General features: G+C 56.3%; 19 protein-coding genes. 16 read left to right on the forward strand and 3 right to left on the reverse strand.

The features are described 5' to 3' along the window. Nucleotides 1-5 precede the first annotated feature (5 nt). Genes AC1RMF_RS15225 through AC1RMF_RS15235 form a run of 3 tightly spaced genes read left to right on the forward strand, consistent with a single transcriptional unit; the run spans nucleotide 6 to nucleotide 2,060 of the window. Nucleotides 6-872 carry an MBL fold metallo-hydrolase gene (locus AC1RMF_RS15225; RefSeq protein WP_342620175.1) on the forward strand — a complete coding sequence of 289 codons (867 nt, stop codon included), beginning with the start codon at nucleotides 6-8 and terminating at the stop codon, nucleotides 870-872. Between the two features lie 12 nt (nucleotides 873-884). After that, the gene (locus tag AC1RMF_RS15230) at nucleotides 885-1,520 is read left to right on the forward strand and encodes a DsbA family protein (protein WP_342620176.1); all 636 of its coding nucleotides are present in this window, start codon (nucleotides 885-887) and stop codon (nucleotides 1,518-1,520) included. Nucleotides 1,521-1,571: 51 nt separating this feature from the next. Next, the gene (locus AC1RMF_RS15235) at nucleotides 1,572-2,060 is read left to right on the forward strand and encodes a hypothetical protein (RefSeq protein WP_493142488.1); all 489 of its coding nucleotides are present in this window, start codon (nucleotides 1,572-1,574) and stop codon (nucleotides 2,058-2,060) included. Between the two features lie 1,072 nt (nucleotides 2,061-3,132). Here AC1RMF_RS15235 and AC1RMF_RS15240 read toward each other — a convergent pair. Beyond that, entirely contained in the window at nucleotides 3,133-4,455 is a 1,323-nt protein-coding gene (locus AC1RMF_RS15240; RefSeq protein ID WP_342620179.1) for an MFS transporter, read from the reverse strand. Nucleotides 4,456-4,605: 150 nt separating this feature from the next. Between AC1RMF_RS15240 and cyoA the strand changes: the two genes are divergently transcribed. From cyoA to AC1RMF_RS15275, 7 genes are read left to right on the forward strand one after another with little or no spacing between them, the layout of a single operon-like run. After that, nucleotides 4,606-5,667 (forward strand): ubiquinol oxidase subunit II, encoded by a 1,062-nt coding sequence (gene cyoA, locus AC1RMF_RS15245; protein WP_342620180.1) that lies wholly within the window; start codon nucleotides 4,606-4,608, stop codon nucleotides 5,665-5,667. Between the two features lie 3 nt (nucleotides 5,668-5,670). Then, nucleotides 5,671-7,674, forward strand: coding sequence for a cytochrome o ubiquinol oxidase subunit I (gene cyoB, locus AC1RMF_RS15250; RefSeq protein WP_342620181.1), 2,004 nt, complete (start codon nucleotides 5,671-5,673; stop codon nucleotides 7,672-7,674). A gap of 22 nt (nucleotides 7,675-7,696) precedes the next feature. After that, nucleotides 7,697-8,323, forward strand: a complete 627-nt coding sequence (gene cyoC / locus AC1RMF_RS15255) for a cytochrome o ubiquinol oxidase subunit III (RefSeq protein WP_342620182.1) — start codon at nucleotides 7,697-7,699, stop codon at nucleotides 8,321-8,323. Beyond that, nucleotides 8,320-8,703 carry a cytochrome o ubiquinol oxidase subunit IV gene (gene cyoD / locus AC1RMF_RS15260; protein WP_342620183.1) on the forward strand — a complete coding sequence of 128 codons (384 nt, stop codon included), beginning with the start codon at nucleotides 8,320-8,322 and terminating at the stop codon, nucleotides 8,701-8,703. Before cyoC ends, cyoD begins: the two co-directional genes overlap by 4 nt. A gap of 59 nt (nucleotides 8,704-8,762) precedes the next feature. Then, nucleotides 8,763-9,539, forward strand: coding sequence for an SURF1 family protein (locus AC1RMF_RS15265; RefSeq protein ID WP_493142490.1), 777 nt, complete (start codon nucleotides 8,763-8,765; stop codon nucleotides 9,537-9,539). Further along, nucleotides 9,523-10,845, forward strand: coding sequence for an ATP-binding protein (locus tag AC1RMF_RS15270; RefSeq protein WP_342620185.1), 1,323 nt, complete (start codon nucleotides 9,523-9,525; stop codon nucleotides 10,843-10,845). Before AC1RMF_RS15265 ends, AC1RMF_RS15270 begins: the two co-directional genes overlap by 17 nt. Then, nucleotides 10,832-11,377, forward strand: a complete 546-nt coding sequence (locus tag AC1RMF_RS15275; protein WP_342620186.1) for a response regulator transcription factor — start codon at nucleotides 10,832-10,834, stop codon at nucleotides 11,375-11,377. The genes AC1RMF_RS15270 and AC1RMF_RS15275 overlap by 14 nt, the downstream gene beginning before the upstream one ends. A 334-nt stretch (nucleotides 11,378-11,711) precedes the next feature. Here the strand turns inward: AC1RMF_RS15275 and AC1RMF_RS15280 are convergent, their stop codons facing one another. Then, entirely contained in the window at nucleotides 11,712-12,512 is an 801-nt protein-coding gene (locus AC1RMF_RS15280; RefSeq protein WP_342620187.1) for a GntR family transcriptional regulator, read from the reverse strand. 9 nt (nucleotides 12,513-12,521) lie between these two features. Next, complete coding sequence (locus AC1RMF_RS15285) at nucleotides 12,522-14,264, reverse strand: glycerol-3-phosphate dehydrogenase/oxidase (RefSeq protein WP_493142493.1); 1,743 nt, start codon at nucleotides 14,262-14,264, stop codon at nucleotides 12,522-12,524. A 195-nt stretch (nucleotides 14,265-14,459) separates the two neighbouring features. Between AC1RMF_RS15285 and AC1RMF_RS15290 the strand changes: the two genes are divergently transcribed. From AC1RMF_RS15290 to AC1RMF_RS15315, 6 genes are all read left to right on the forward strand, one after another. Further along, on the forward strand, nucleotides 14,460-15,980 hold the full coding sequence (locus AC1RMF_RS15290) for an FGGY-family carbohydrate kinase (RefSeq protein ID WP_493142495.1): 1,521 nt from the start codon (nucleotides 14,460-14,462) through the stop codon (nucleotides 15,978-15,980). Nucleotides 15,981-16,154: 174 nt separating this feature from the next. Next, the gene (locus tag AC1RMF_RS15295; protein ID WP_493142498.1) at nucleotides 16,155-17,966 is read left to right on the forward strand and encodes a thiamine pyrophosphate-binding protein; all 1,812 of its coding nucleotides are present in this window, start codon (nucleotides 16,155-16,157) and stop codon (nucleotides 17,964-17,966) included. 56 nt (nucleotides 17,967-18,022) lie between these two features. Then, nucleotides 18,023-19,627, forward strand: a complete 1,605-nt coding sequence (locus tag AC1RMF_RS15300) for a sugar ABC transporter ATP-binding protein (RefSeq protein ID WP_493142500.1) — start codon at nucleotides 18,023-18,025, stop codon at nucleotides 19,625-19,627. A gap of 22 nt (nucleotides 19,628-19,649) precedes the next feature. After that, nucleotides 19,650-20,630 (forward strand): ABC transporter permease, encoded by a 981-nt coding sequence (locus AC1RMF_RS15305; protein WP_493142502.1) that lies wholly within the window; start codon nucleotides 19,650-19,652, stop codon nucleotides 20,628-20,630. Nucleotides 20,631-20,701: 71 nt separating this feature from the next. Beyond that, nucleotides 20,702-21,736, forward strand: a complete 1,035-nt coding sequence (locus tag AC1RMF_RS15310) for a substrate-binding domain-containing protein (protein WP_493142504.1) — start codon at nucleotides 20,702-20,704, stop codon at nucleotides 21,734-21,736. A 129-nt stretch (nucleotides 21,737-21,865) separates the two neighbouring features. Beyond that, complete coding sequence (locus AC1RMF_RS15315; RefSeq protein WP_493142506.1) at nucleotides 21,866-23,602, forward strand: methyl-accepting chemotaxis protein; 1,737 nt, start codon at nucleotides 21,866-21,868, stop codon at nucleotides 23,600-23,602. Nucleotides 23,603-23,644 lie beyond the last annotated feature (42 nt).

Genomic DNA, 23,644 nt, shown 5'->3' on the forward strand with positions numbered 1-23,644 from the left:
TCACCATGATCCGTACCACCGTAGTCGCCGCATCTTTGGCCATTGCCTTCACATCCGCTCTGGCCGAACAACCCTTGACCGTCAAGGTCTACAACGCCGCAGGCAGCAGCTTCAACGTCAATTCCACGCTGGTGACTGGCGAAAAAGATGCCATAGTGATTGACGCTGGCTTCACCCGCGCCGACGCCCTGCGCATCGCCGCCAATGTGCTCGACAGCGGCAAGCAACTCACCACCATCTACGTGAGCCAGGCCGATCCCGACTACTACTTCGGCGTCGAAACCCTGAAGGAAGTATTCCCGCAAGCGGACGTGGTGACCACCACCGCCGTGCTGGAGAAGCTTAAGCCCAAGGTGGCAGGCAAGGTGGCCTTCTGGGGCCCGAAGATGGGCGCCAATGCACCACATACGCCTGTGCTGCCACGCGCGCTCGTTGGCAACACCCTGACGTTGGAAGGTCAGACGATTGAAATCCGTGGCACCCAAGGTTTACTGGCACACCGCCCCTATGCATGGATTCCTTCGATTAAGGCCGTCGTGGGCAATATTGGCGTGTTTGGCAACATGCATGTCTGGACGGCTGACACCCAAACTGCAGCAGAGCGCGCGGCATGGGTTGCACAACTCGATGAGATGGCAGCGTTGCAACCCTCTCTGGTGGTGCCCGGCCACATGAAAGCCGGTACCACGCTGGACGCCAGCGCCATTGCATTCACCAAAGACTATTTGCAGACCTTCGAGAAAAATCTGGCCACCAGCAAAACCAGCGCCGAACTGATCAGCGCCACGCAGCGGTCGTACCCGCAGGTAAGCGACGGTGCCATGTCTCTGGACATTGGCGCAAAGGTCAACACTGGCGAGATGAAGTGGTAAGGAGATAACACCATGGGCACCACCATTACCTATCTCTTCGATCCCTTGTGCGGTTGGTGTTATGGCGCATCACCCGCAGTGCAGCGACTCGCAAAGCAAACCCATATCCGCCTGGAACTGGCGCCCACGGGCCTCTTTGCAGGCGGTGGGCGAGTGATGGACGCCGCCTTTGCGGACTTCGCCTGGTCCAATGACCTGCGCATTCAGAAGCTCACCGGTCAACCCTTCAGCGAAGAATACCGCACCCAGGTGCTGGGACAGCGTGGCAGCCGCTTTGACTCCAGCGCCTCCACGCTGGCTCTGACTGCGGTGGCCATCACGGCCCCGGAGCATGAATTGGCAACGCTGAAGGCACTACAAGAAGCGCGTTATGTGCAGGGGCTGAACACCAGTGCCATGGCTGTCGTGGAAAAGCTGCTGCGTGGCATCGGTCAAGACGCCGCGGCGGACCTCATGGTTGCAGGTAACCCAACCTTATTGGCAGCCAACAACGCACGCCTGCGGAAAGCGCAAACCTTGATGCGGGAACTCGGAGCGCAGGGTGTTCCCACTGCGTTGGTCAGTGATGACAAAGGCGTCAGATTACTGCCTGGCAACTTGCTTTACGGAGCCTTTGACAATCTGCTCACCCACATCGCTGCGGCCTGATGCACAGTAGCATGTGCGCACCACCGATTCCACCCCACAGCAAGGAGCGCCATGGATACCCTTCAACAAGTCTTGCTGCACATGCGCGAAGAACGCTGGACCCAAGCGCACGATTTGGTGCAGCGCGACGATTCGTTGCTGGGCGCATGGTTGCACGGCATCTTGCATATCCAGGAGGGTGACCTGGAAGATGCCGAATACTGGTACGACAAGGCGGGCCGACATTTCCGCAGCCGCGGAACACTGGAGGAAGAGTTAGAGCGCTTAAGTGCTGCGATCAAACTCGCGGGGAGAGGTCAGTCGCGGTTGACTGCAGTTGGTCGTGAAGAGCTGATCACTTCTCAAGTGGACTTTACAGAATGCAGCCACTCACTGCCGATACGATTCAACTGTCTTCTGGACCACAACATCCGTCTGGCTGGATGTCTGTGTTGCTCTACAGGGATTCGCCAAACCCGAATCGAAAGCGGCTTATTTGCTATCTGTCTCCGAAGGCGCCGGAGAGTTAGTGCCCTTCACTTTGCGAACCACTTTTTTTAATGCACGGTCGGTTGCCGCAGCTCCTCGCTCAACTCCATTGGCAACTGCATGTGCACCACGCTCAACCCCATGAACGGCCGCCGTCGCTCCGTGCTTAATTGCCTTCTTGACCTTCACAACCTTAGACGGTGGAGATTCCACTGCGGGCGCCGTAGTCTCTTCTGCAATGGCCGAGACGCCGAAGCATATAGTCAAGCTTAAGAGCACAATTTTGATTTGTATTGGGTTTTTCATTTGAAGAATTATGTGCTTGTTCATCACTCACTGCTTCACTCCATACTGCATCAGTATTTCAGCCCCGGGTGACATAGCTCAGGGGTGACGATCTAGGTGTAGAGCACTGTTAACGAAATCAAATGCTAACGGGGGGTGTTCTAAGAGGGCCTCGTTTGCGAATACTATTTGGTGCGGTAGGTGTCTGTCACCATCACGTTCTGTTACAAGATACTGGTATTGTGCCGCGGCCATAGGAATGTCGTTCTTTCCCCGGTGAAGCTGCTTGTATGCAGCCAACGTGTGTTGCTAAAAAGGCCTAGCTCCGACCGCCTGCTCATCATTCGCGTCAATGAAGGAATACGCCATTTCTTGAGGACGGAGCATGCCCATGTTTGTGAACCGCATGCGCTCTTCACAGCGGTGAACTGCCGGTCTCGGGCAGCACCGTCAATCCATCTCTCGAGCACTTTGAGTTTGGTCACTGGAAGGATTTGCTGTGGAGAAGGCTGGCTTAGGACATTCCATCCTGCGCAATGAACTGTTCACGTGCTGTGACTTAAGTAGTTGGGTACGTAATTGCGTCGAGAGGTCAAAGATGTCGTTCAAGCCGTGCGAATGATGTGGTCTCCTGTTCAGGCAAGTGCCGCAGGTTTCAGACCAATCCCGCTGCTCTCCGTCCTCTGGCCTGAAAGCGCTCCGATGGCGGTGAAATCTTCACAAATAGGAAGTTGATCCGGACGATCGAGACAACATGCGATGATGGAATGCCTTCGAGTAATCTTTGACTAAGATGGCCGGTACTCAATGAACAAAAGATTGCATTCGTTAAACGCTGTGGTCGACAACACCTTGAAGCTCAGTCACGAATCTCCAGTGCCCGGTTGATGCTCAATGCCGCCAAAGTGCCAAGTGCACCCGTCAAAAGATAGACCCCCACGTAAGCCAAGCCAAAGTGTGCAGACAGCCCCAGCACCACCAACGGCGCGAACCCAGCGCCAGCTAGCCATGCAAGGTCGGACGTCAGGGCAGCACCGGTATAGCGGTACTTGGTCGCAAAATTGGCGGCGACAGCGCCCGACGCCTGGCCATAGGACAGTCCTAGCAGCGCAAATCCCAGCAGAATGAACAGGCGCTGGCCATTCCAGCCATCGGCCAGTAAATTGGGCGCCAACAGGCTGAACAGCGCAATCAGCAGTGCCAAAGCACCCAGCGTGCGGCGCCGGCCGAAGCGGTCGGAAATCAGGCCCGAGGCCACAATGCCCACGATGGCGAGAACCGCACCCACCATCTGAGTCGCCAAAATATCGTCGGCCGATTGCAAGGAATAGAGGGTGATCCACGACAGGGGGAAAACGGTGACCAGATGGAACAGCGCATAGCTGGCCAGCGCTGCCAAGGCACCGATGACCACGTTGCGACCTTGTGTGCGCACCACTTCCACAACCCCGGCGGGCTCCAGCTCATGCGCGTCCAGCAACCGGGCGTACTCCGGAGTGGATACCAGGCGCAAGCGGGCAAACAAGGCAACCACGTTGATGGCAAAGGCTACATAGAAGGGATAGCGCCAGCCCCAGTCTGTGAAGTCCACCGCGTTGATTTCAGCAAGCAGGTAGGAAAACAGCCCGGCAGCCAGAATGAAGCCGACGGGTGCGCCCAGTTGGCCCAGCATGGCGTACCAGCCGCGCTTGTGCGGTGGCGCATTCAATGCCAGCAGCGAGGGTAGGCCATCCCATGATCCGCCCAACGCAATGCCCTGGCCGATGCGAAACAGTGCCAGCAGCATGACTGAGAGCGAACCCCATTCCGCAAAGGTAGGCAAAAAGGCAATGCCTGCCGTAGACGCGCCCATTAGAAAGAGGGCGGCAGTCAGCTTGCTTTCCCGGCCAAACCGGCGCTGCAGCGCCATGAAGGTCACGGTGCCCAGGGGTCGCGCCACAAACGCCAGCGCAAACAGCATGAAAGCATGCAGCATGCCATCCAGCCGAGTCTCCATCGGGAAAAACACGGATGGAAAAACTAGTACTGAGGCTATTCCATAGACAAAAAAATCAAAATATTCCGATGTTCTGCCGATGATCACGCCTATTGCGATTTCGCTTGGTGCAATGTGCGGTGCCTGTGGGGCAACGTCAGTGTGCGTGCTTTCATTGAAATGGGTGTTCGCGGTAGCAGTCATCATGGTTTGTCTCCGTTCTTTTGACCCAGGTTGGTTCTTCACCGTACCGAGCCAGCTCTACTTTTGACCTAGGACAATATGTCCAATCGCCAAATGGTCTAGCTGCGGCTAGATTAGCCGCTTTCACCCTCGGTGCCCCCCTAGGTTTTCCCCATGACTTATCTCAAGCGTCTATACGGACCGCTTTTTCTATTGTTCTGTGCTGGTTTGGCCGGTTGCAACACGGTTGTGATGAATCCTTCGGGTGACATCGCGTCCCAGCAGGCCCACCTGATTGTTGTATCCACGCTACTGATGCTGTTGATCATCGTGCCGGTGATCGTTCTGACCCTGCTGTTTGCCTGGCGCTACCGCCAAAGCAACAAGAACGCAACCTACACACCCGAATGGGATCACTCCACCTCCCTGGAGCTGGTGATCTGGGGTGCTCCGCTGTTGATCATCATTGCACTGGGGCTGCTGACCTGGATTAGCACCCACACCCTGGACCCCTACCGCCCCCTGCAGCGCCTGGACGCCGAGCGGCCCATTTCGCCCGGCACCTCGGTGCTGACGGTGGAAGTGGTGGCGCTGGACTGGAAGTGGCTGTTCATCTACCCCGAGCTGGGCATTGCCAGCGTGAACGAGCTGGTGGCTCCGGTGGATGTGCCCATCCGCTTCAAGATAACGGCGTCCACGGTGATGAACTCTTTCTACATTCCCGCCCTGGCGGGGCAGATCTATGCCATGCCCGGCATGGAGACCAAGCTGCACGCCGTGATCAACAAGCCGGGGGTGTACGACGGCTTCTCTGCCAACTACAGCGGTGCGGGCTTCTCGGGCATGCACTTCAAGTTCCAGGGTATGGCTGCTGCGGACTTTGAGCAGTGGGTCCAGCAGACCCGCTCGGGATCCGCAACGCTGGGCCGTGAAGACTACCTGCGGCTGCAGCAGCCCAGCATCAATGCGCCGGTGCAGCACTTTGCCAAGGTGGCGCCCAAGCTGTTCGACACCGTGGTGGACCGCTGTGTGGAGCCCGGCAAGATGTGCATGAGCCAGATGATGGCCGTGGACGCCCGTGGCGGTATGGGCGTGAACACGTTTGATGTGGGCAACACCCAGCCCTTGCTTTCGCCCGGCAGGCGTTATGTGCTGGCCGAGGCCTGCACCCCCAAGGACAGCCTGGCCTTCAATGGCCCCAGCGATAACGCATCCCCCAACGGCACCCGTAACTGAACCATGTCTGCACAATTCGACTTAACCAACAACCTGCTGGGCCGCCTGAGCCTGGAGGCCATTCCGTACCACGAGCCGATTCTGGTCGGCACGTTCATTTTTGCCGCGCTGGGCGGACTTGGCGTATTTGCAGCGGTGACCTACTTCAAGCTCTGGGGCACCTTCTGGCGCAACTGGGTGACCAGCATCGACCACAAGCGCATCGGTGTGATGTACATCGTGATGGCCATCATCATGCTGCTGCGCGGCTTTGCCGACGCGCTGATGATGCGCGGCCAACAGGCCCTCTCCTTTGGTGACAACGCAGGCTTTCTGCCACCCCACCATTACGACCAGGTGTTTACCGCACACGGCGTGATCATGATCTTCTTCGTGGCCATGCCCTTGGTCACCGGCTTCATGAACTACGTGGTGCCGCTGCAGATTGGCGCCCGCGACGTGGCTTTCCCGTTCCTGAACAACTTCAGCTTCTGGATGACCGCCAGCGGTGCTGTGCTGGTGATGCTGTCGCTGTTTGTGGGTGAGTTTGCACGCACCGGCTGGCTGGCTTATCCACCCTTGTCGGGTATCCTGCAGAGCCCGGATGTGGGGGTGGACTACTACATCTGGTCCTTGCAAATTGCCGGGGTGGGGACGACGCTGTCGGGCATCAACCTGATTGCCACCATCCTCAAGATGCGCGCGCCGGGCATGACCATGATGAAAATGCCCGTGTTCACTTGGACGTCCCTGTGCACCAACGTGCTGATCGTTGCGGCCTTCCCGGTGCTGACCGCCGTGCTGGTGCTGCTGTCGCTGGACCGTTACGTTGGCACCAACTTCTTCACGAACGACCTGGGCGGCAACGCCATGATGTACGTGAACCTGATCTGGATCTGGGGCCACCCCGAGGTCTACATCCTGGTGCTGCCGGTGTTCGGCATCTTTTCTGAAGTGGTTTCCACCTTCAGCCGCAAGCGCCTGTTTGGCTATGCCTCCATGGTCTACGCCACGGTGGTGATCACCATCCTGTCGTACCTGGTGTGGCTGCACCACTTCTTCACCATGGGTTCGGGTGCGAGCGTGAATTCGTTCTTCGGCATCACCACCATGATCATCTCCATCCCCACCGGGGCCAAGATTTTCAACTGGCTGTTCACCATGTACCGTGGCCGCATCCAGTTTGAGGTGCCCATGCTGTGGACCATCGGCTTCATGATCACCTTCGTGATCGGCGGCATGACCGGCGTGCTGCTGGCTGTGCCTCCCGCCGACTTTGTCCTGCACAACAGCCTGTTCCTGATTGCCCACTTCCACAACGTGATCATTGGCGGCGTGGTGTTTGGCGCATTTGCCGGCATCAACTACTGGTACCCCAAGGTGTTTGGCTACAAGCTGGATTCCTTCTGGGGCAAGTGCTCGTTCTGGTTCTGGTTCGTGGGCTTCTACTTTGCCTTCATGCCCCTGTATGTGCTGGGCCTGATGGGCGTGACGCGCCGCCTGAGCCACTTTGAAGACCCGTCCCTGCAGATCTGGTTCCAGGTGGCCGCGTTCGGCGCGGTGCTGATTGCCTTGGGCATTGGCTGCTTCCTGATCCAGCTGGTAGTGAGCTTCCTGCGCCGTGAGCAACTGCGCGACCTGACTGGCGACCCGTGGGGTGGGCGCACGTTGGAGTGGTCCACTTCTTCGCCCCCACCTGACTACAACTTTGCCTTTACCCCCATCGTGTACGACAACGATGCCTGGTACGACATGAAGCAGCGCGGCCACCAGCGCCCCACCAGCGGCTTCAAGCCCATCCACATGCCCAAGAACACGGCGGCTGGCGTGGTGATTGCAGGCTTGTGCACGGTCCTTGGTTTTGCCGTGATCTGGCAAATGTGGCTGATCGCCATCGTGTCGTTTGCCGCAGTGGTGGTGAGCTCCATCGTGCATACCTTCAACTACCAGCGCGACTTCCACATTCCTGCCGACCAGGTAACCCGTACCGAAGACGCGCGTACCCAGGCCCTCGCGGCTCTGGTGTGAACGGCGCAGGAGAACGACCCCCATGACCGCATCCACTACCCTCCACCCCGCCGGCGCCACGCCGCGTTTCTACGACGATGGCAGCCACCATCCGCAGCAAGGCACCTTGCTGGGCTTCTGGCTCTATCTGATGAGCGACTGTCTGCTGTTCGCCGTGCTGTTTGCGGCCTATGCCGTGCTGGGTCGCAGCTATGCCGCCGGCCCGTCTGGTGCCGACCTGTTTGACCTGCCCGTGGTGGCCACCAACACCGCGCTGTTGCTGTTCTCATCCATTACCTACGGCATGACCATGATTGCCATGCAGCATGGCAAGAAGCAACATGTGCTGATCTGGCTGGCCATTACCGGCCTGTTCGGCCTGGGCTTTCTGACGCTGGAGCTCAATGAGTTTGCGCACCTGATTCACGAAGGTGCGGGCCCGCAGCGCAGCGCCTTCCTGTCGTCTTTCTTCACGCTGGTGGGTACCCACGGTTTGCACGTCACCTTCGGCACGATCTGGCTGGTGACGCTGATGGTGCAAGTCGGCAAGGGCGGCCTCACTGCCGCCAACAAGCGCCGCCTGACCTGCCTGTCCATGTTCTGGCACTTTCTGGATGTGGTCTGGATCGGCGTGTTTACTTTTGTCTATCTGATGGGAACCCTGCCATGAGCCAACATTCTCACGACGAACACCACGATGACGGGCATCACGAAGACGACGGCTACCACGCCACGGTCAAGGGCTATGTCCAGGGCTTCTTGCTGTCGGTGGTCCTGACGGCTATTCCCTTCTGGCTGGTCATGGCCAAGGTACTGCCCACACCGGGCATCACGGCCGCGGTGATTTTGTTCCTGGCGGCAGTGCAGATCGTGGTGCATATGGTGTATTTCCTGCACATGAACGCCAAGGTGGAAGGCGGCTGGTCTCTGCTGGCGCTGATCTTTACCGGTGCGGTGCTGGCCATCATGCTCTCGGGTTCGATCTGGGTGATGTACCACCTCAACACCAACATGATGCCCACTCCGCATTCGATGCAAGAACTGCCCTGAGGCATGACGCTGTCGCCGTGATACCGCCCAAGCGCCCGCGCCGTTCCGTTTGGAAACGGGTGCTGCTGTGCTTCGCCGCAGTCTTGGTCATGGGGCTGCTGGCGCTGGGCACTTGGCAACTGCAGCGACGCACCTGGAAGCTCGCGCTCATGGAGCGCGTCGCCCAGCGGGTTCAGGCCGCTGCGGTGCCCGCACCCGGGCTGGCACTGTGGCCGCACATCGATGCGGCCGGTTATGAGTACCTGCATGTGAGCGCCCAAGGAGTCTGGGAGGCAGACAAGTCCTCCTGGGTGCAAGCCGCAACCGGACTCGGCAGCGGCTACTGGCTGATCGTGCCCTTGCGCGGGGAAGATGGAAACCGTGTACTGGTCAACCGTGGCTTCGTCCCGCCCGAGGCCCGCAGCGCGATGGAGCGCCAACTGGCGCAGACACCGCAACCAGCGGAGCCGATGCGCATCAGCGGCTTGCTGCGCCTGAGTGAGCCGGGCGGGGGCTTTTTGCGACACAACGATGCAGCGGCCAAGCGCTGGTATTCGCGGGACGTGCAAGCCATTGCCGCCGCCTATGCACTCCCGGGCGTGGCTCCCTACTTCATAGATGCCGATGCCGAGCCCGACACGCCGACGATTCCCGGAGCAAAGCCCCAGTGGCCCGCAGGTGGAATGACGGTGCTGGTCTTTCACAACAACCATCTGGTCTATGCTCTGACCTGGTACAGCCTGGCGGCGTTGTTGGCATGGGCCACCTGGTGGGTGGCGCGTGATGCGCGTCGAGGGCGTCATCCAGAGGAATTGCCCGACGTGAACCAGGACGAGTCGCATGCAGATGGCCGCTGAGCGCGAGCGCACAGCAGGCATACCTTTGCCGCAATGGGATGCAGCGGGGCACAAGAACATGCATCAGCTGATCCAGTTGCGCTGGATCGCCATTGCCGGGCAGATCATCACCATTGCCGTGGTGACCTTGGGGTTTGGCGTTGCACTGCCTTTGCCGACCATGGTGCAGACGCTGGCCGTGCTGATTGCCTTCAACATTGGCAGCCACCTGCGCTGGCAAGAGATACCCCAGGTAGCCGACCGCGAACTGTTCATCGCACTGCTGGTCGATGTGGCCGTGTTGACGGTGCAGCTCTACCTCAGCGGCGGCACCACCAACCCGTTTGCATCACTCTACCTTCTGCAAGTGATTCTGGGAGCCATGCTGCTCAAGGCGCGCTGGACCTGGATGCTGGTCGCTATCACCACCCTGTGCTTTGCCGCCCTGGCGGTGCTGTCGCAGCCATTGCGTCTGCCACTGGACCATGACCTGGGTTTGAGCAGTCACTACGTGCAGGGCATGATGTTGTGCTTCGTGCTGAACGCCACACTGCTGGTGGTCTCCATCACCCGCATCAACCGCAATGTGCGCGAGCGTGACAAGTACCTGGCCCAGTTGCGGCAAAGCGCTGCAGAGCACGATCACATTGTGCGCCTGGGCCTGCTGGCTTCGGGTGCCGCACATGAGCTGGGTACGCCCCTGGCCACGCTGGATGTCATCCTGGGTGATTGGCAATACATGCCCGAGTTGCAAGGCAACGCTGAATTGCGCAACGAGATGGTGGAGATGCAAGCGCAGGTGCGCCGCTGCAAGCGGATCGTGAGCGACATCCTGCAGTCGGCAGGTGAACCGCGCGGCGAGTCTTCGGCCAAGACCACGGTGGCTGACTTTCTGAACCACATTGTCACGGACTGGCGCAACAGCCGCGCAGTGGCAGCTTTTGACTACACGCTGCGGGGTGACGTTGAACTCGCCATCGTGGGTGACTCGACCATTCAGCAAATGATTTGCAATGTGTTGGATAACGCACTGGAGGCCTCGCCGCTGTGGTTTGCCATGGAAGCCGAGTGCGTTGATGGGCAGTTGACCATAACCGTCACAGACCACGGGCCGGGTTTCCCGCCGCAGATGCTGGCGCAGTTGGGCAGACCGTACCAGTCCAGCAAGGGGCGCCCCGGCAGCGGGCTGGGGTTGTATTTGTCGGTCAATGTGGCCAGAACGTTGGGCGGTAGCCTGACGGCCCAAAACCGTGCAGAAGGTGGTGCCTCAGTGCAGGTGAGCTTGCCTTTGTTGCCTCTTACAATCGCGCCCCATGCAAGCCCCTAGCAACGAACGCCAACTGCTCATCGTCGAAGACGATGCGGCCTTTGCACGCGCGCTGGGCCGATCCTTCGGGCGGCGCGGCTATACCGTGCTGAGTGCAACCAGTCTGGACGAAGTCCATGCACTGCTGTTGGAGCACAAGCCGGGTTATGCGGTGGTAGACCTCAAGCTCAATGGCGCGGCTTCGGGCCTGGCGTGTGTGCAAGCCTTGCATCGCCACTACGCAAACATGCAGATCGTGGTGCTGACCGGATTCGCCAGCATTGCCACTGCCGTCGAAGCAATCAAACTGGGTGCCTGCCACTATCTGGCCAAACCCTCCAATACCGACGACATAGAAGCCGCGTTCGTGAGCAAGGAAGGCAGCGTGGGCGTGGAACTCACCCAACGCTCCACCTCCATCAAAACCCTGGAGTGGGAGCGTATCCATGAGGTGCTGGCCGAAACGGGATTCAATATTTCCGAGACCGCACGGCGCCTGGGAATGCACCGCAGGACCTTGGCGAGAAAGTTGGAAAAACATAGGGTTACCTAGGGACGCTCGCTGATTCGGCCGGCGTTCCGCGCAATTGCCGATTTCCAGTACAGGTGCGATTGCAACACTTAAGCAGTCGTGCGTGAACTTCTACAACTGGTCGACGCCTGAGATAGAGGCGCGTGATCTACGGACAACAAAGCCGACGTTGAAGTCAGCCTTTGAGGCTGCAGTTAATGGTAGGGGCCTCCAAAGTGCCCACTGCCACCTTGGCATACTTCAAATTCATCGCATCGATGCATCCGTTCGCCATACAGTGGTAGCGTGTTGACCGCCGGGACTTATGGTCAATTAGTGATCGTCAATATTGATAGACTGTGTCAACGGTCACGAATCATCTGCGCACGGGAAAATGTAGTGATCCAAGGTCCGTGCGGCAAAGTGCTTTGAAGTATTCAACTGGCTGACCTGTCTCGTTGTAAGCGCATGACTCGACTTCAATCAGGGGCGTTCCGATGGCAACCTGGAGCAACTTGGCGGCCTCTGGTGTTGCTGCTGTTGCTTCAATCCAGCGGTCAGCGCTCTTGAAGTGCAAGCCATACTGTCGTCGAAGGATGTCATACAGTGAACGTGTCTGCAAGGGCAGTTGAGCGAGTCCAGGGACCAGTCTTTCGGGAATTGAGATGGTTACAAACATACGAGGTATGTTTTCTGCGCTGAGCACGCGCGCGATTTCAACGACTCTGGAGTCTGTGCTTCCGTCTGTTGGAAGGCGGAGCATCTCTTGAACGCGAGGCCCAGGAATCTTGCTTTGCTGTACCAAGATTCGCCGCATGACCGTTCTGTGTTTGCCCAGCCATTCATCAGAGAAGCCCATGGCGGAGGATACAAAAACCTCTTGACTCTCCCTTCGGCCAGCGACGAAGGCACCCTTTCCCTGACGCTTGTAGATCACGTGCTCATAAACCAGCTGATTCATGGCCTCTCTGACAACCGTACGAGAGACGCCAAAGCGTGTACACAATTCGCTTTCGGAGGGTAGCGGCGCATCCGCCTGAAGCTGCTGCGTGCTGATCAAGTCGAGAATTGAATTCTTGACTTGAAGCCATAACAAGTCCCGGCTGGCACGAGGAACTGCTTGCTCAAGCGGGGTGCCGGCTGAATGGGTCTCAGATTGAAATGGTGAATTTTTCATGTGAATGAACTAGACATCTGCCGTGCTGAACTTTAACCCGTACTGATTGGTAAGCAGATAAACGCAGTTGGATACTTCTTCACTTATTCGCGCTTCGTCCCACAACATCTCTTTCGCCATCAGGTCGGCCAGTTGGTTCAAAGTCCTCAGTGTGCAGTTTCCTTCAAAGGCCAGCAGTGTGCGGCGAAGAACAAGGTCAGCCAATCGTGTGACGCACTCGTTTTTGACAATGTACAGTAACTCCCCATACCAGTAACCGGGAGCTGCGGACATCGGCAAACTTTCAGTCGAGGATATGGACTCCAATACATCCGAACAACCGGTTCCGTAGCGGTCCCACATCACCGCGACTATTGAGTCTGGGAGCCCGTATTGCGCGGCGAGCGCAGCAATCCGCTCACTGGCATGTTTGGGCCCCTCTGGCCAGGCCCGGCCACCACCGATTGGCAAATCGGATGTGGATTGCCCCCTTGTTTTGTCCAGCATTTTCAGAACTTCATCTGCAACTTCCTCCGCGCATGAGCGAAATGTCGTCCACTTGCCTCCCACCAGTGCCAACACGGGATAGGAGTGCGAGGCATTGCTCTGGAAGATGTGCAGGCTGTGGTCTCTGCTGACCGCGCCTGCGACAGTGCCATCCGTTCGTGGCAAGGGCCTGATGCCAGCGTATCGAAATACAACGTCTTTTTCGGATACGGAAATACCCGGCAAGATGGCGTTCAGTTCCGTGAAGAGGTACTCCACTTCGGCTGCAGTACACAGGCAGTCGTCTGGGTCGTCTACGCGAATATCTGTTGTCCCAAGCAAGACCTTTTCGTTCCCAATACCGTAAGCAAGGCAAATCCGGTGATCGACCGTCTCAAAGTAAATCATGCGGTCGCCCAGTTGGCGGGCTAGCTCTTTGTGTCGCAAAACTAGGTGTGAACCGCGGGTGCCGCCGATCAAGTTGCCTGGAATGTGCAGATGCTCGTTGACCTTGTCGACCCATGGGCCGGCCATATTGGCCACGATACGCGCGCCAACGGTAAACGTTTCCTTTGTGAGCTCATCACACAGTGTGACGGAATGGGCACTGGAGGCAACAACTGAAAGGTATGGGATTGCAAGCGACGCTTGGCAATCCATTGCGGCGTCCTTTACAAGTTCAAGAGCAAGGCGCTCAGGATGAACCAGACGGGCATCATAGAACTCAGCAATCTTGATGACAGTCGGGTCCAACTTGTTCATCTCTTGATCAAAGTCCGGCTTGGCAATCAATCGATGCTTGGGAGTAGACGGAGCTTTGCGTCCGAATCGGTCATACAGCATGAGTCCAAGCTTTGTGACGATTACACCTTTGGCCCCGGGTGCGCGTGTCCAGCCCAAAAAGCGTGCGGGGGCCTTGAGGAGCCCCGCTATCCAACTTCTCAAGGGCACCCAAACGGCCAGTGGCTTCACCAAATGCGGGGCGTTGCGCAATAGCCGATTTCTCTCAACTACAGACTCGCGTACAAGTGCAAACTCACCTGTTTCCAGATATCGCACGCCGCCATGCACTAGACGCGACGGTGCAGCACTGGTGCCGCTGGAGAAGTCCGACTTGTCAATCAAAAGTGCCGCAACCCCTTGAGCGGCCAAGTCGCGGAACAAGCCTATTCCGTTGATGCCTGCACCAATGATGAGAACGTCGGTTGATGGAGTCGATCGTAGCAACTCCAGAGAGGCGCTACGTGATCGGATGGAGGGAAGGGTATTGGTGTGCCCTTGTTTCATGTGCATAGGTCTCCTACTTGTAGTTACATGTAAAGCGTGAGAAGTATAAGCAGATTTAAAAAATATAGATTTGATGTAACAACATAGGGTAAATACCGTGCAAATAGCTATAAAACAGGCAACTCATGATGTCATGAGGGTCGCATAATTCGTAAAAATTCAACTTGTAATATCAAGTTAAGGAAAAAATAAGAGATGACAAGCTATCTAATAGGCCTCGATGCAGGCAACACCATGACCAAGGCAGTCCTGTTCGACGCCAAGGGGCGTGAGGTTGGAGCTGAGCAACGACGCAACCCGATCCACTTTGCTGCACCAGGGCACACAGAGCGGGATCCTGACCGCATGTGGAGGGACGCTGCAGAGGCAATTTCTACTTTGCTCAAGAAATGCAATGTGCGCTCGAGCCAAATAGCAGGAATTGCCACGTCAGGGTATGGCGCCGGTTTGTACTTCGTAGATGACAAAGGAAACTCCACACGAATGGGCATCATGTCCACGGACGCACGGGCCCAATCCATCATCGACGAATGGATCTTGCAAGAAGGCGACAAGGACGCTCAGAACATGGTGCAGCAAAGGTTCTGGTCGGGGCAACCAGTACCTTTGATGGCATGGGTATCACGCAATGAGCCAGACGTCTGTGCGAAAACGCATAGGGTTTTGTTTTGCAAGGACTACTTGCGCATGAAGCTATGCGGGGAGCTGTCGACTGATCCCACAGACGCTGGCATTGGTGGAATCATCAATGTCCGAAGTCAAGCATATGTGCCCGAATTCTTTGCCTCAAAAGGAATCATGGAATGGTATGACAAGCTACCGGATATACGGCCAAGTACGGAAATAGCGGGGCACATTACTGCAGAGGCGGCGCGAATGACGGGGCTGATGGAAGGAACCCCCGTTGTGAGAGGCGTGGTTGATGTTGTCTCCGCAGCACTTGCGACCGGTGTTACCAAATCGACTCAGATGAGTGTCATCGCCGGCACATTCAGCATCAATTCAACACTTCATCGCACGCCACGGCTGGACAGGCTGCCGCTGCTGCAAACGCCGTATCCAATTGACACTCTCTACATGGCGACCGAGGGCTCTCCAACTTCGGCGAGCAACTTTGAGTGGTATTGCAAATCGGTTTTGGGACCCGTAGTTGTAGCTGCTGCAGAAGCAGCAGGAAAGACTGTATACGAAATGCTGGGTAGCAGGGTCCAGGATGCAATGGGCAGACCAAACGACATCCTCTTCTTCCCATTCCTGTTTGGCGGTCCCAAAGGAGCACCGGCGGGTCTCATTGGGCTCAGGGCATCGCATGACAGTTCTGACATTGTTCGGGCAATATTTGAAGGTATCGCATTTGCGCATCGCCTGGACATAGACGCTCTACTAAAAGGAAACGATGTTGCAGATGTGTCCTCCATAAGACTAACAGGTGGTGCCGCACGAAGTGATTTGTGGGCTCAAATGTTTGCCGATGTTCTCGGTCTACCTGTGGAGATTACCGGTGGTACCGAAATGGGAGCCATGGGCGCGGCCATGGCTGCAGCCGTGGGAACAGGAGTGCACGCTGATTGGGCAACCGCCATTTCAGAGATGGTTCAGGTAACCAAGCGGTTTACACCGATACAAAAATCACAAGATGCGTACGAAGAAAAATACCGACGATTCGTACGCCACATCAAGGCGTTGGTAACGCTGAGTCAGGGAGCAAATGTATAGCTACCCATAGAACAGCCCATTCAGTTGCAATCTGACAGACGCTAGATAGAAGACAGCTAGCCGATTTCTGTCCGAACAATCGAAAGAGTAAGTACTTGGAAATACCCGAGAGGGATAACTGTTGCCAATTTTTTGCATTCAATCGAATGCCAATCAAATCAAAAGGAAAGTGAAATGAAACATGTAGGCGACCTGTTGGCTCATATGCTGATGGAATATGGAGTGGAATACGTCTTTGGAATGCCTGGCGGTCAAACAACTGCGCTGCACGACGGTATCTCTCGCCTGGCTCCACGCATCCAGCACATTCTGGTCCGAGATGAACGCTCCGCTCCCTATGCGGCGGATGCCTATGCCAGACTTACGGGAAAGCCCGGCGTCTGCGACGTGACAGTCGGCCCCGGGGCAACCAAACTACCTGACGGTCTCGTTGAGGCACTCAACGCTTCCATTCCAATGATTGCCATCGTTGGAGAGTTGCCGCTTGATTGGGTCACACTCCGGCACAAGGGAGTTGCTTCGCAAGGGTTCGATCAACAATCATTCTTTCAGAGCATAACGAAGGCTACATTCACAGTTCCAAGCGTAGCGGCATTACCTGATGTTGTGCGAGCGGCGTTTCGAATCGCAACCTCTCCACGTCCGGGCCCCGTCGTCATCATTGTTCCGCACGACGTAATGGATGCCGAATACACCAATGACGTATTGCCTCCCATTGAAGTGCGTTGCAGTCAAGCACCTTCAATACGATATCGTCCACCACAGCAAGACATTATTCGAGCAAGCCAACTTATTGCAAAGGCAAAGCGTCCCGCGATCATTGCAGGTGGAGGTGTACACGGCGCAAGTGCCGCAGAGGCATTCACGCAACTGACAGATATGCTGCAGCCATTGGTCGTGACGAGTCTGTCCGGCAAAGGTGGAGTACCCGAAACGCGCCCCTATGCAGCGGGAGTCTTGAACCCATTAGGGTCCCCAGCCGCCAACGATCTGATTACCAGTGCCGACCTCTTGATATGGTGCGGAAGCAAGGCCAGCCAAAACACAGCCATGAACTGGACGCTTCCAATGGAAGGCCAGGCCACCATCACCATCGATGCCGACCCAACCGAGCACGGAAGGACCTTCGAACCCACCGTCGCACTGTGTGGTGATGTGCGCCATACGCTGGAGGATCTGCATGCGCAATTGGTCACTCTGGGCGTTGCACCGCAACCCGCATGGTTGAAGCAAATATCGGCGCGCAAGATGAAGATGGCCGACTCTGCGATTGCAGAGATGAATGAGGAAGCCGGCATTCTGAAGCCTCCGCGAGTCATGCGGGAGATATGCAGCAGACTCCAGCCCCGCGACGTGGTCATCAGCGATGCCAGTTGGTCGGCAGGATGGATTGCACAGTACATCCCGGCCCAGACAACCGGCCGCCACTTTCTGTACGCACGGGGTCAAGGGGGCCTCGGTTACTCGATTCCAGCAGCCATTGGAGCCGGTGCAGTACAACGATCCACAGGAGGCTATGTGGTAACGGTGGCGGGGGATGGCGGCCATTCGTTTTCGGTGGGAGAGTTGGCAACGCTGGCACAAAATCGGCTGCGCGTAGTCAACGTCGTTCTGAATAACGGCACATTGGGTTGGCTCCAAATGTGGCAGGAGATCTACTTCAATGAACTTCGCCAGTCTGTTGATCTCTCATTTGGAGACAAACCCGACTTCGCCGGTGCGGCCAGCGCCATGGGCCTGCTGGGCCTCAAAGTCCGCGACGCCTCGGAACTGAGCGCAGCCTTTGACAAGGCATTTTCCTATGACGGTCCGAGTGTGATTGAAGTGATCGTGGACTCCCGTGCGACGCCCATCCACAGCTTCCGTCGACGCCTCCAGTCCAACGCGGAGGGCGGGAAGTTGGCTGCACGGCCGGGAACTGTATACAAGCTACGCGAGTGGCGTACGGCGGTGGACCTTTCGAACTCCGGTGACACATCGGCTTAGGTTCAGTGAATTTTCGGGTGGTAAGGCTTTACCACCTGCCTCCAGAGGATGAACCCATGATGAACGTTAACGCATGTCCGGAAAAGGAAGGTGATTGCATGAAAGCCCCAGACATTGAAAGTCGGAGTGCCTTACCTCCCCTGCGCAAAGGAGACGGTGCTGCGGCGATTGAGTGCACCAACATCACCAAAAAGTATGACAGTGTCATTGTGCTCAATGACATGACGGCTTCATTTGAACCCAGCAGCGTCACCATTCTTGCAGGGGAAAACGGAGCCGGAAAGTCCACATTGTTCAAGATCTTGATCGGGCAGATAGCGCCTGACGGTGGAGAGTTGAAGATCTATGGCGAGCGGATGAGTCACTTCAATCCGATAGCTGCGGCTGATGCGGGAATCTCCATCATTCCGCAGGAACTTTTACCCATTCCGGACATGATGGTCTACGAGAACATCCTCATCGGACGCGAAATCAGGAATCGCTATGGATTCCTCATGCGCAAGCAGATGATCAAGACTGCGAAGGACATGCTGGAGAAGGTGGGCGTAGACATAGATCCGTGTACTCCCATGCGCAAGCTCAACGTTGCGGCCACCCAAATGGTTGAAATCGTGAAGGCCACGTCCCGCAGCGCACGCATCGTCTTGATGGATGAGCCCACCTCATCACTCTCCTCCAGAGAGTCCGAGAACCTGTTCAAGGTCATACGACAACTACGCATGAAGGGCGCTTGCATTCTTTACACAACGCATCGGATGGAAGAGATAGAAATCATCGCGGACAACGTGGTTGTTCTGCGAGATGGAAAACTCATTGTCCAACGTCGTGCACAGGATATAGAGGAACGCGAAATCATACGTGCCATGGTTGGCCGGGAAGTCGGAAAGACGTTTCCGGAAATGGGCGTGGTAGCCAAGAATGCCCCTGCCGTGCTTGCTGTGCGGGATCTGCAAGTTGCGGGTTATGAGGCCCAAAACAGCTTCACGCTGGCGAAGGGGGAAATTCTAGGGTTGGGTGGACTGGTAGGCGCAGGCCGAAGCGAAATGCTGGAGGCGATATTCGGTACCCGCTCGTCAAAGGGCGCGATCGAAGTCGATGGGGTCGAGCTGCGAAAGGGAAACGTACTTGCCAGCATCGAGATCGGCATGGCCATGGTTCCCGAAGATCGCAAGCTCGCCGGCATATTGACGGCCATGAGCGTGCTGGACAACATGACGCTGCCCAACATTCGATGCTTCCGGAATCGATGGGGTCTTCTGGAGCGGACCCGACGCAGACAGGCGGCAACAGCAGCCCTCCAGACAACGCACGTTCGGTTCAATGGCCTTGGGCAAATGGTCGGTCATCTGTCCGGCGGAAATCAACAAAAGATAGCGCTTGCGCGTTGGCTGATAGATACACCGCCCAAAGTACTGATTCTGGATGAGCCGACAAGAGGCATAGACGTCGCAGCCCGTGTGGATCTGTACTGGCAAATCGTGGAGCTTGCCAAGAAGGGCGTCAGCATCATTCTCGCTTCTTCGGATATGCCAGAACTCCTGCACTTGAGTCACCGCGTACTGGTGTTTCGGGGGGGAAAGATAGTCGGCGAATTGGGACGCCATGAACTGGATCAGGAAACCATTCTCAGATTTGCAATGGGAGCATCAGATGAACGCTAAAAGCGAAACGTTGGACATGAACATGAGCATCGAAGCAACTATGAAGCCGAAAAAACATGCGCGGGTTAATTGGAAGGGCTTCCTCCTCAAGTACCTGCTTGCCATTTTTATGGTGTGCTTTTTCGCGGTGTTAGGAGCTTCCAGCAAGGAGTTCCTGACGCTGTCAAATTTCGAGGTGATATTGCTGCAGATATCCACGAATGCGTTGCTTGCAACCTGCGCAACCTTTGTGATTCTCTCCGGCGGGATTGATCTTTCGATTGGAAGTATCGTGGGCCTGGCAGGAGTGGTGGCGGCCACCGTGGCACAGCACGATGGCCACACCTACACCGTGTTGGCAATAGCCGCCGGGCTATTCGCAGGTGCCTGTGTTGGCGCGGTCAACGGGGCACTGATTGCGTATGCCAAGGTCCCGGCATTTGTGGCTACATTGGGCACGATGACGGTGGTTCTCGGCGTGGCATCTGTCTTGAGCGACGGACAACCCATATCAGGTCTATCCAACAGCTTCCTTGCGATCTCAGACAGTGTCGGACCACTTCCTACTCCCATAGTGATTATGGTTGTGGTGTTGGTGCTATCGCACATCGTGCTGTCCAAGACACATCTAGGAATGCACTTGTACGCGGTGGGGGGTAATGAACAGGCGGCACGCGTGGCAGGAGTCCGAGTCAACCTGGTCAGAGCTTCCGTATATGTTGTAAGTGGCGTGTTGGCGGCTCTTGCCGGAATCATTCTTTCTTCACGCGTTACAGCTGGTATTCCCACTACCGGGTCGGGTTACGAATTGAATGCCATCGCAGCTGCCGTAATCGGCGGAACCAGCTTGACTGGAGGACGAGGAACCCTGATTGGCACATGTTTTGGCATCTTGATCATTGGTGTGCTGGACAACGGGTTGAATATTCTGAACGTCTCCCCCTTCTATCAAAACATCGTCAAGGGTTGCATCATTATTTTTGCTGTATTCATCGATTCATACGTCAACAAAAAGGAGACTTAACCGGGAAACATTCAACAACCTACCTTCTATCACTCATTCAAAGACACATTAAAAATACTTAAGGAAATGCAATGGAGACAAAAACATTCTCAGGAAAGTTGGCTGCAGCTTCTTTGGCAGTTGCACTCGTCGCTTCTCTACCGTTTGGAGCACATGCTGACGCAAAGAAACCCACCATCGGTTTTGCTATGTACGGGATGCCATCGTGGGTGGCATGGGGCAAGCAAGGTGCAGAGAAAGTGGCAGCTGCAAACAACGTAGAGCTGTTGTGGGTTAGCGCGAACATGGATGTAGACACGCAGATTTCACAAATCCAGCAGTTCATCAATCGCAAGGTGGATTTGATCATCGTGGGCGCCGTCAATTCAGCAACTTTGCAACCCCAGTTGGAAGCCGCTAAAAAGGCGGGTATTCCTGTGGTGGGTGTGAATATGGCGATACACGCTCCCAGTGACGCCTTGCTGACCTCCTACGTTGGGCCAGACGATGTGCAAGCAGGCCGGGAGGTTGCGCAGCAAGTCATAGATGCACTGGGGGGCAAAGGCAATGTAGTCGTCTTGCAGGGGCCCATAGGGCAGTCTGCCGAGGTGGATAGAAGTGCAGGTATCAAGGAAGCGTTGAGTAAGGCCAAGGGAATCAAGGTTCTGGCAATGCAACCCGGCAAGTGGGATCGAACGCTTTCCTACAACGTGACGCAAGACTGGTTGTCTCGATTTGGCAAGGATGTCAACGGTGTCATTGCGGAAAATGACGACATGGCAATCGGCGCCATTCAAGCCCTGAAGGCGCGTGGGCTGTACGGAAAGATTCCTGTGGCCGGTATTGATGGAATCAAGGACGGAATGCGCGAAGTGGAGGCTGGCGGCATGATCAGCACCAATCTTCAAAACGCAGCTATTGAGCTGGGTGAAGCGGTGCAGGTGTCCGTTGACTTCCTGCAAGGAAAGCCCTATCCGAAGCAAGCGCTATTGCATATGCTCCCGGTAAAGAAGAGTGATGTGAAGCGTTACTACGACCAGCTGTATACAAACCCTGATGAATTCCTGAAAGGGTTGCCGGAACTGGTCAAGGCAAATTTGAAGTCTGGAAATTTGGCCGATCAGTGAGTTGGTGAATCTCCGCAAATCCGGCATGACGATCCATCTGGATCTTGCGTGCCGGATTTGCAGGTCATGGCGCTGCATCTGGGTATGACGTGACGCTTGCTGCTCCCAAATAATTCGGAACCTAAACTGATGAAACTCGCACACAAGCTGGGCGCAGCTTTTTTGATACTGATCTTCCTGACTTTGATACTGGGGCTCGTTGGAATATTCAACATGCGCAGCATCAACGAGCGGACGCTTGAGATTGTCGCTGGCAGACTGCCAAATGTGAAGGTGGCTACATCAATGCGTGATATCGCCAGCCTGATACGTCATTCTGAAGCAGATCATGTGCTTTCCGCTACAGAAGATGAAATGCTTCTGGCGGAAAAAGCCATGGGCGATGGCAAGAACCTTTTGGAAAAAGAAGTCGCCAACTATCTTTCACGTATTTCTTCGCCTGAGGAAAAGAAACTCTACGATGAAAGCAAAAGTAAGATGGATGTCTACTTCGCTGTGCAGGCACGCCTGATCAAACTGTCACGTGAACGAGAGTCTCAGGCGATTGCTACAAGGGAAGTATTCCGGGGCGAGTCACGCGAGGCTTTTAGTGCGTACTTGGCGGCTCTAGGCAAGCTGGTTGATCTCAATAACAATGGGGCGGACAAATCCGCCGCTGACGCTCAGGAAACTTATGATTCAGCGCGTTTGCTGATGATGGGTCTTGTTCTGATTGGCGTGATGATCGCAGTCGCGTTGGCACTGTATATTTTGCGAGATTTGACAAACCTGCTGGGAGGCGAGCCTGTCGATGCGCGGAGATTTGCAAAGGAGGTTGCAAATGGCAACCTGCGCAATGTAATTGGCACTAAGGCAGGCGATACCACCAGCATGGTGGCTGCAATCAAGGAAATGCAAGAGAGCCTGGTCAAGGTTGTCCTCCGAGTGCGCCAGGGCTCAGAGAGTGTGGCCACCGCTTCAAGTCAGATTGCCCACGGTAACCAGGACCTGTCCTCTAGGACCGAAAGCCAGGCCAGCGCGTTGGAGCAGACCGCAGCTTCCATGGAAGAGCTCAGCTCCACAGTCAGACAGAACGCCGACAACGCCCGCCAGGCAAACCAGTTGGCGCAGAGTGCGTCCAGCGTGGCTGTCAAGGGTGGCGATGTAGTAGCTCAGGTGGTGGACACCATGAAGGGTATCAACGACAGTTCGCGCAAGATTGCCGACATCATCAGCGTGATTGACGGCATTGCCTTCCAGACCAACATTCTGGCGCTGAACGCTGCGGTAGAAGCGGCTCGCGCCGGCGAACAAGGCCGCGGCTTTGCGGTGGTGGCCTCCGAAGTGCGTAGCCTGGCAGGCCGTAGCGCAGATGCCGCCAAGGAAATCAAGACACTGATCAACGCCAGCGTGGAGCGCGTAGAGCAAGGAACCCTATTGGTAGACCAAGCAGGGGAGACCATGACCGAGGTGGTGGCCAGCATCCGCCGGGTGACGGACATCATGGGAGAGATCAGCGCGGCCAGCACCGAGCAGAGCCAAGGCGTCGTGCAGATCGGCGAGGCTGTTCAGCAAATGGACCGCGTTACACAGCAAAACGCGGCGCTGGTGGAAGAGATGGCTGCCGCTGCTTCGAGTCTGAAGGGGCAGGCGCAAGATCTTGTGCAAGCAGTGAGCGTGTTCCAGTTGGGAGCTCAGCCAGACTTGAGCGTTGCCCCGAGTCTGCAGCATGCCAATGTGTGGAGCGTGGAGCGGGCTCACACATCATCCGCAACTGCCGAGCAGTCGACACCAACTGCAACAGCGCGGGTGCCTATGATTGGAAGACAGGCGAAGAAGACGGTCGTTGCAACTGGTGATGCAGATGGCGACTGGTCCAGCTTCTAAATTCAGCGGCTTAATGTCCTCTTCAGGCGAAGACCCCAACAG

It is taken from the genome of Rhodoferax sp. GW822-FHT04A08, from assembly GCF_058801025.1.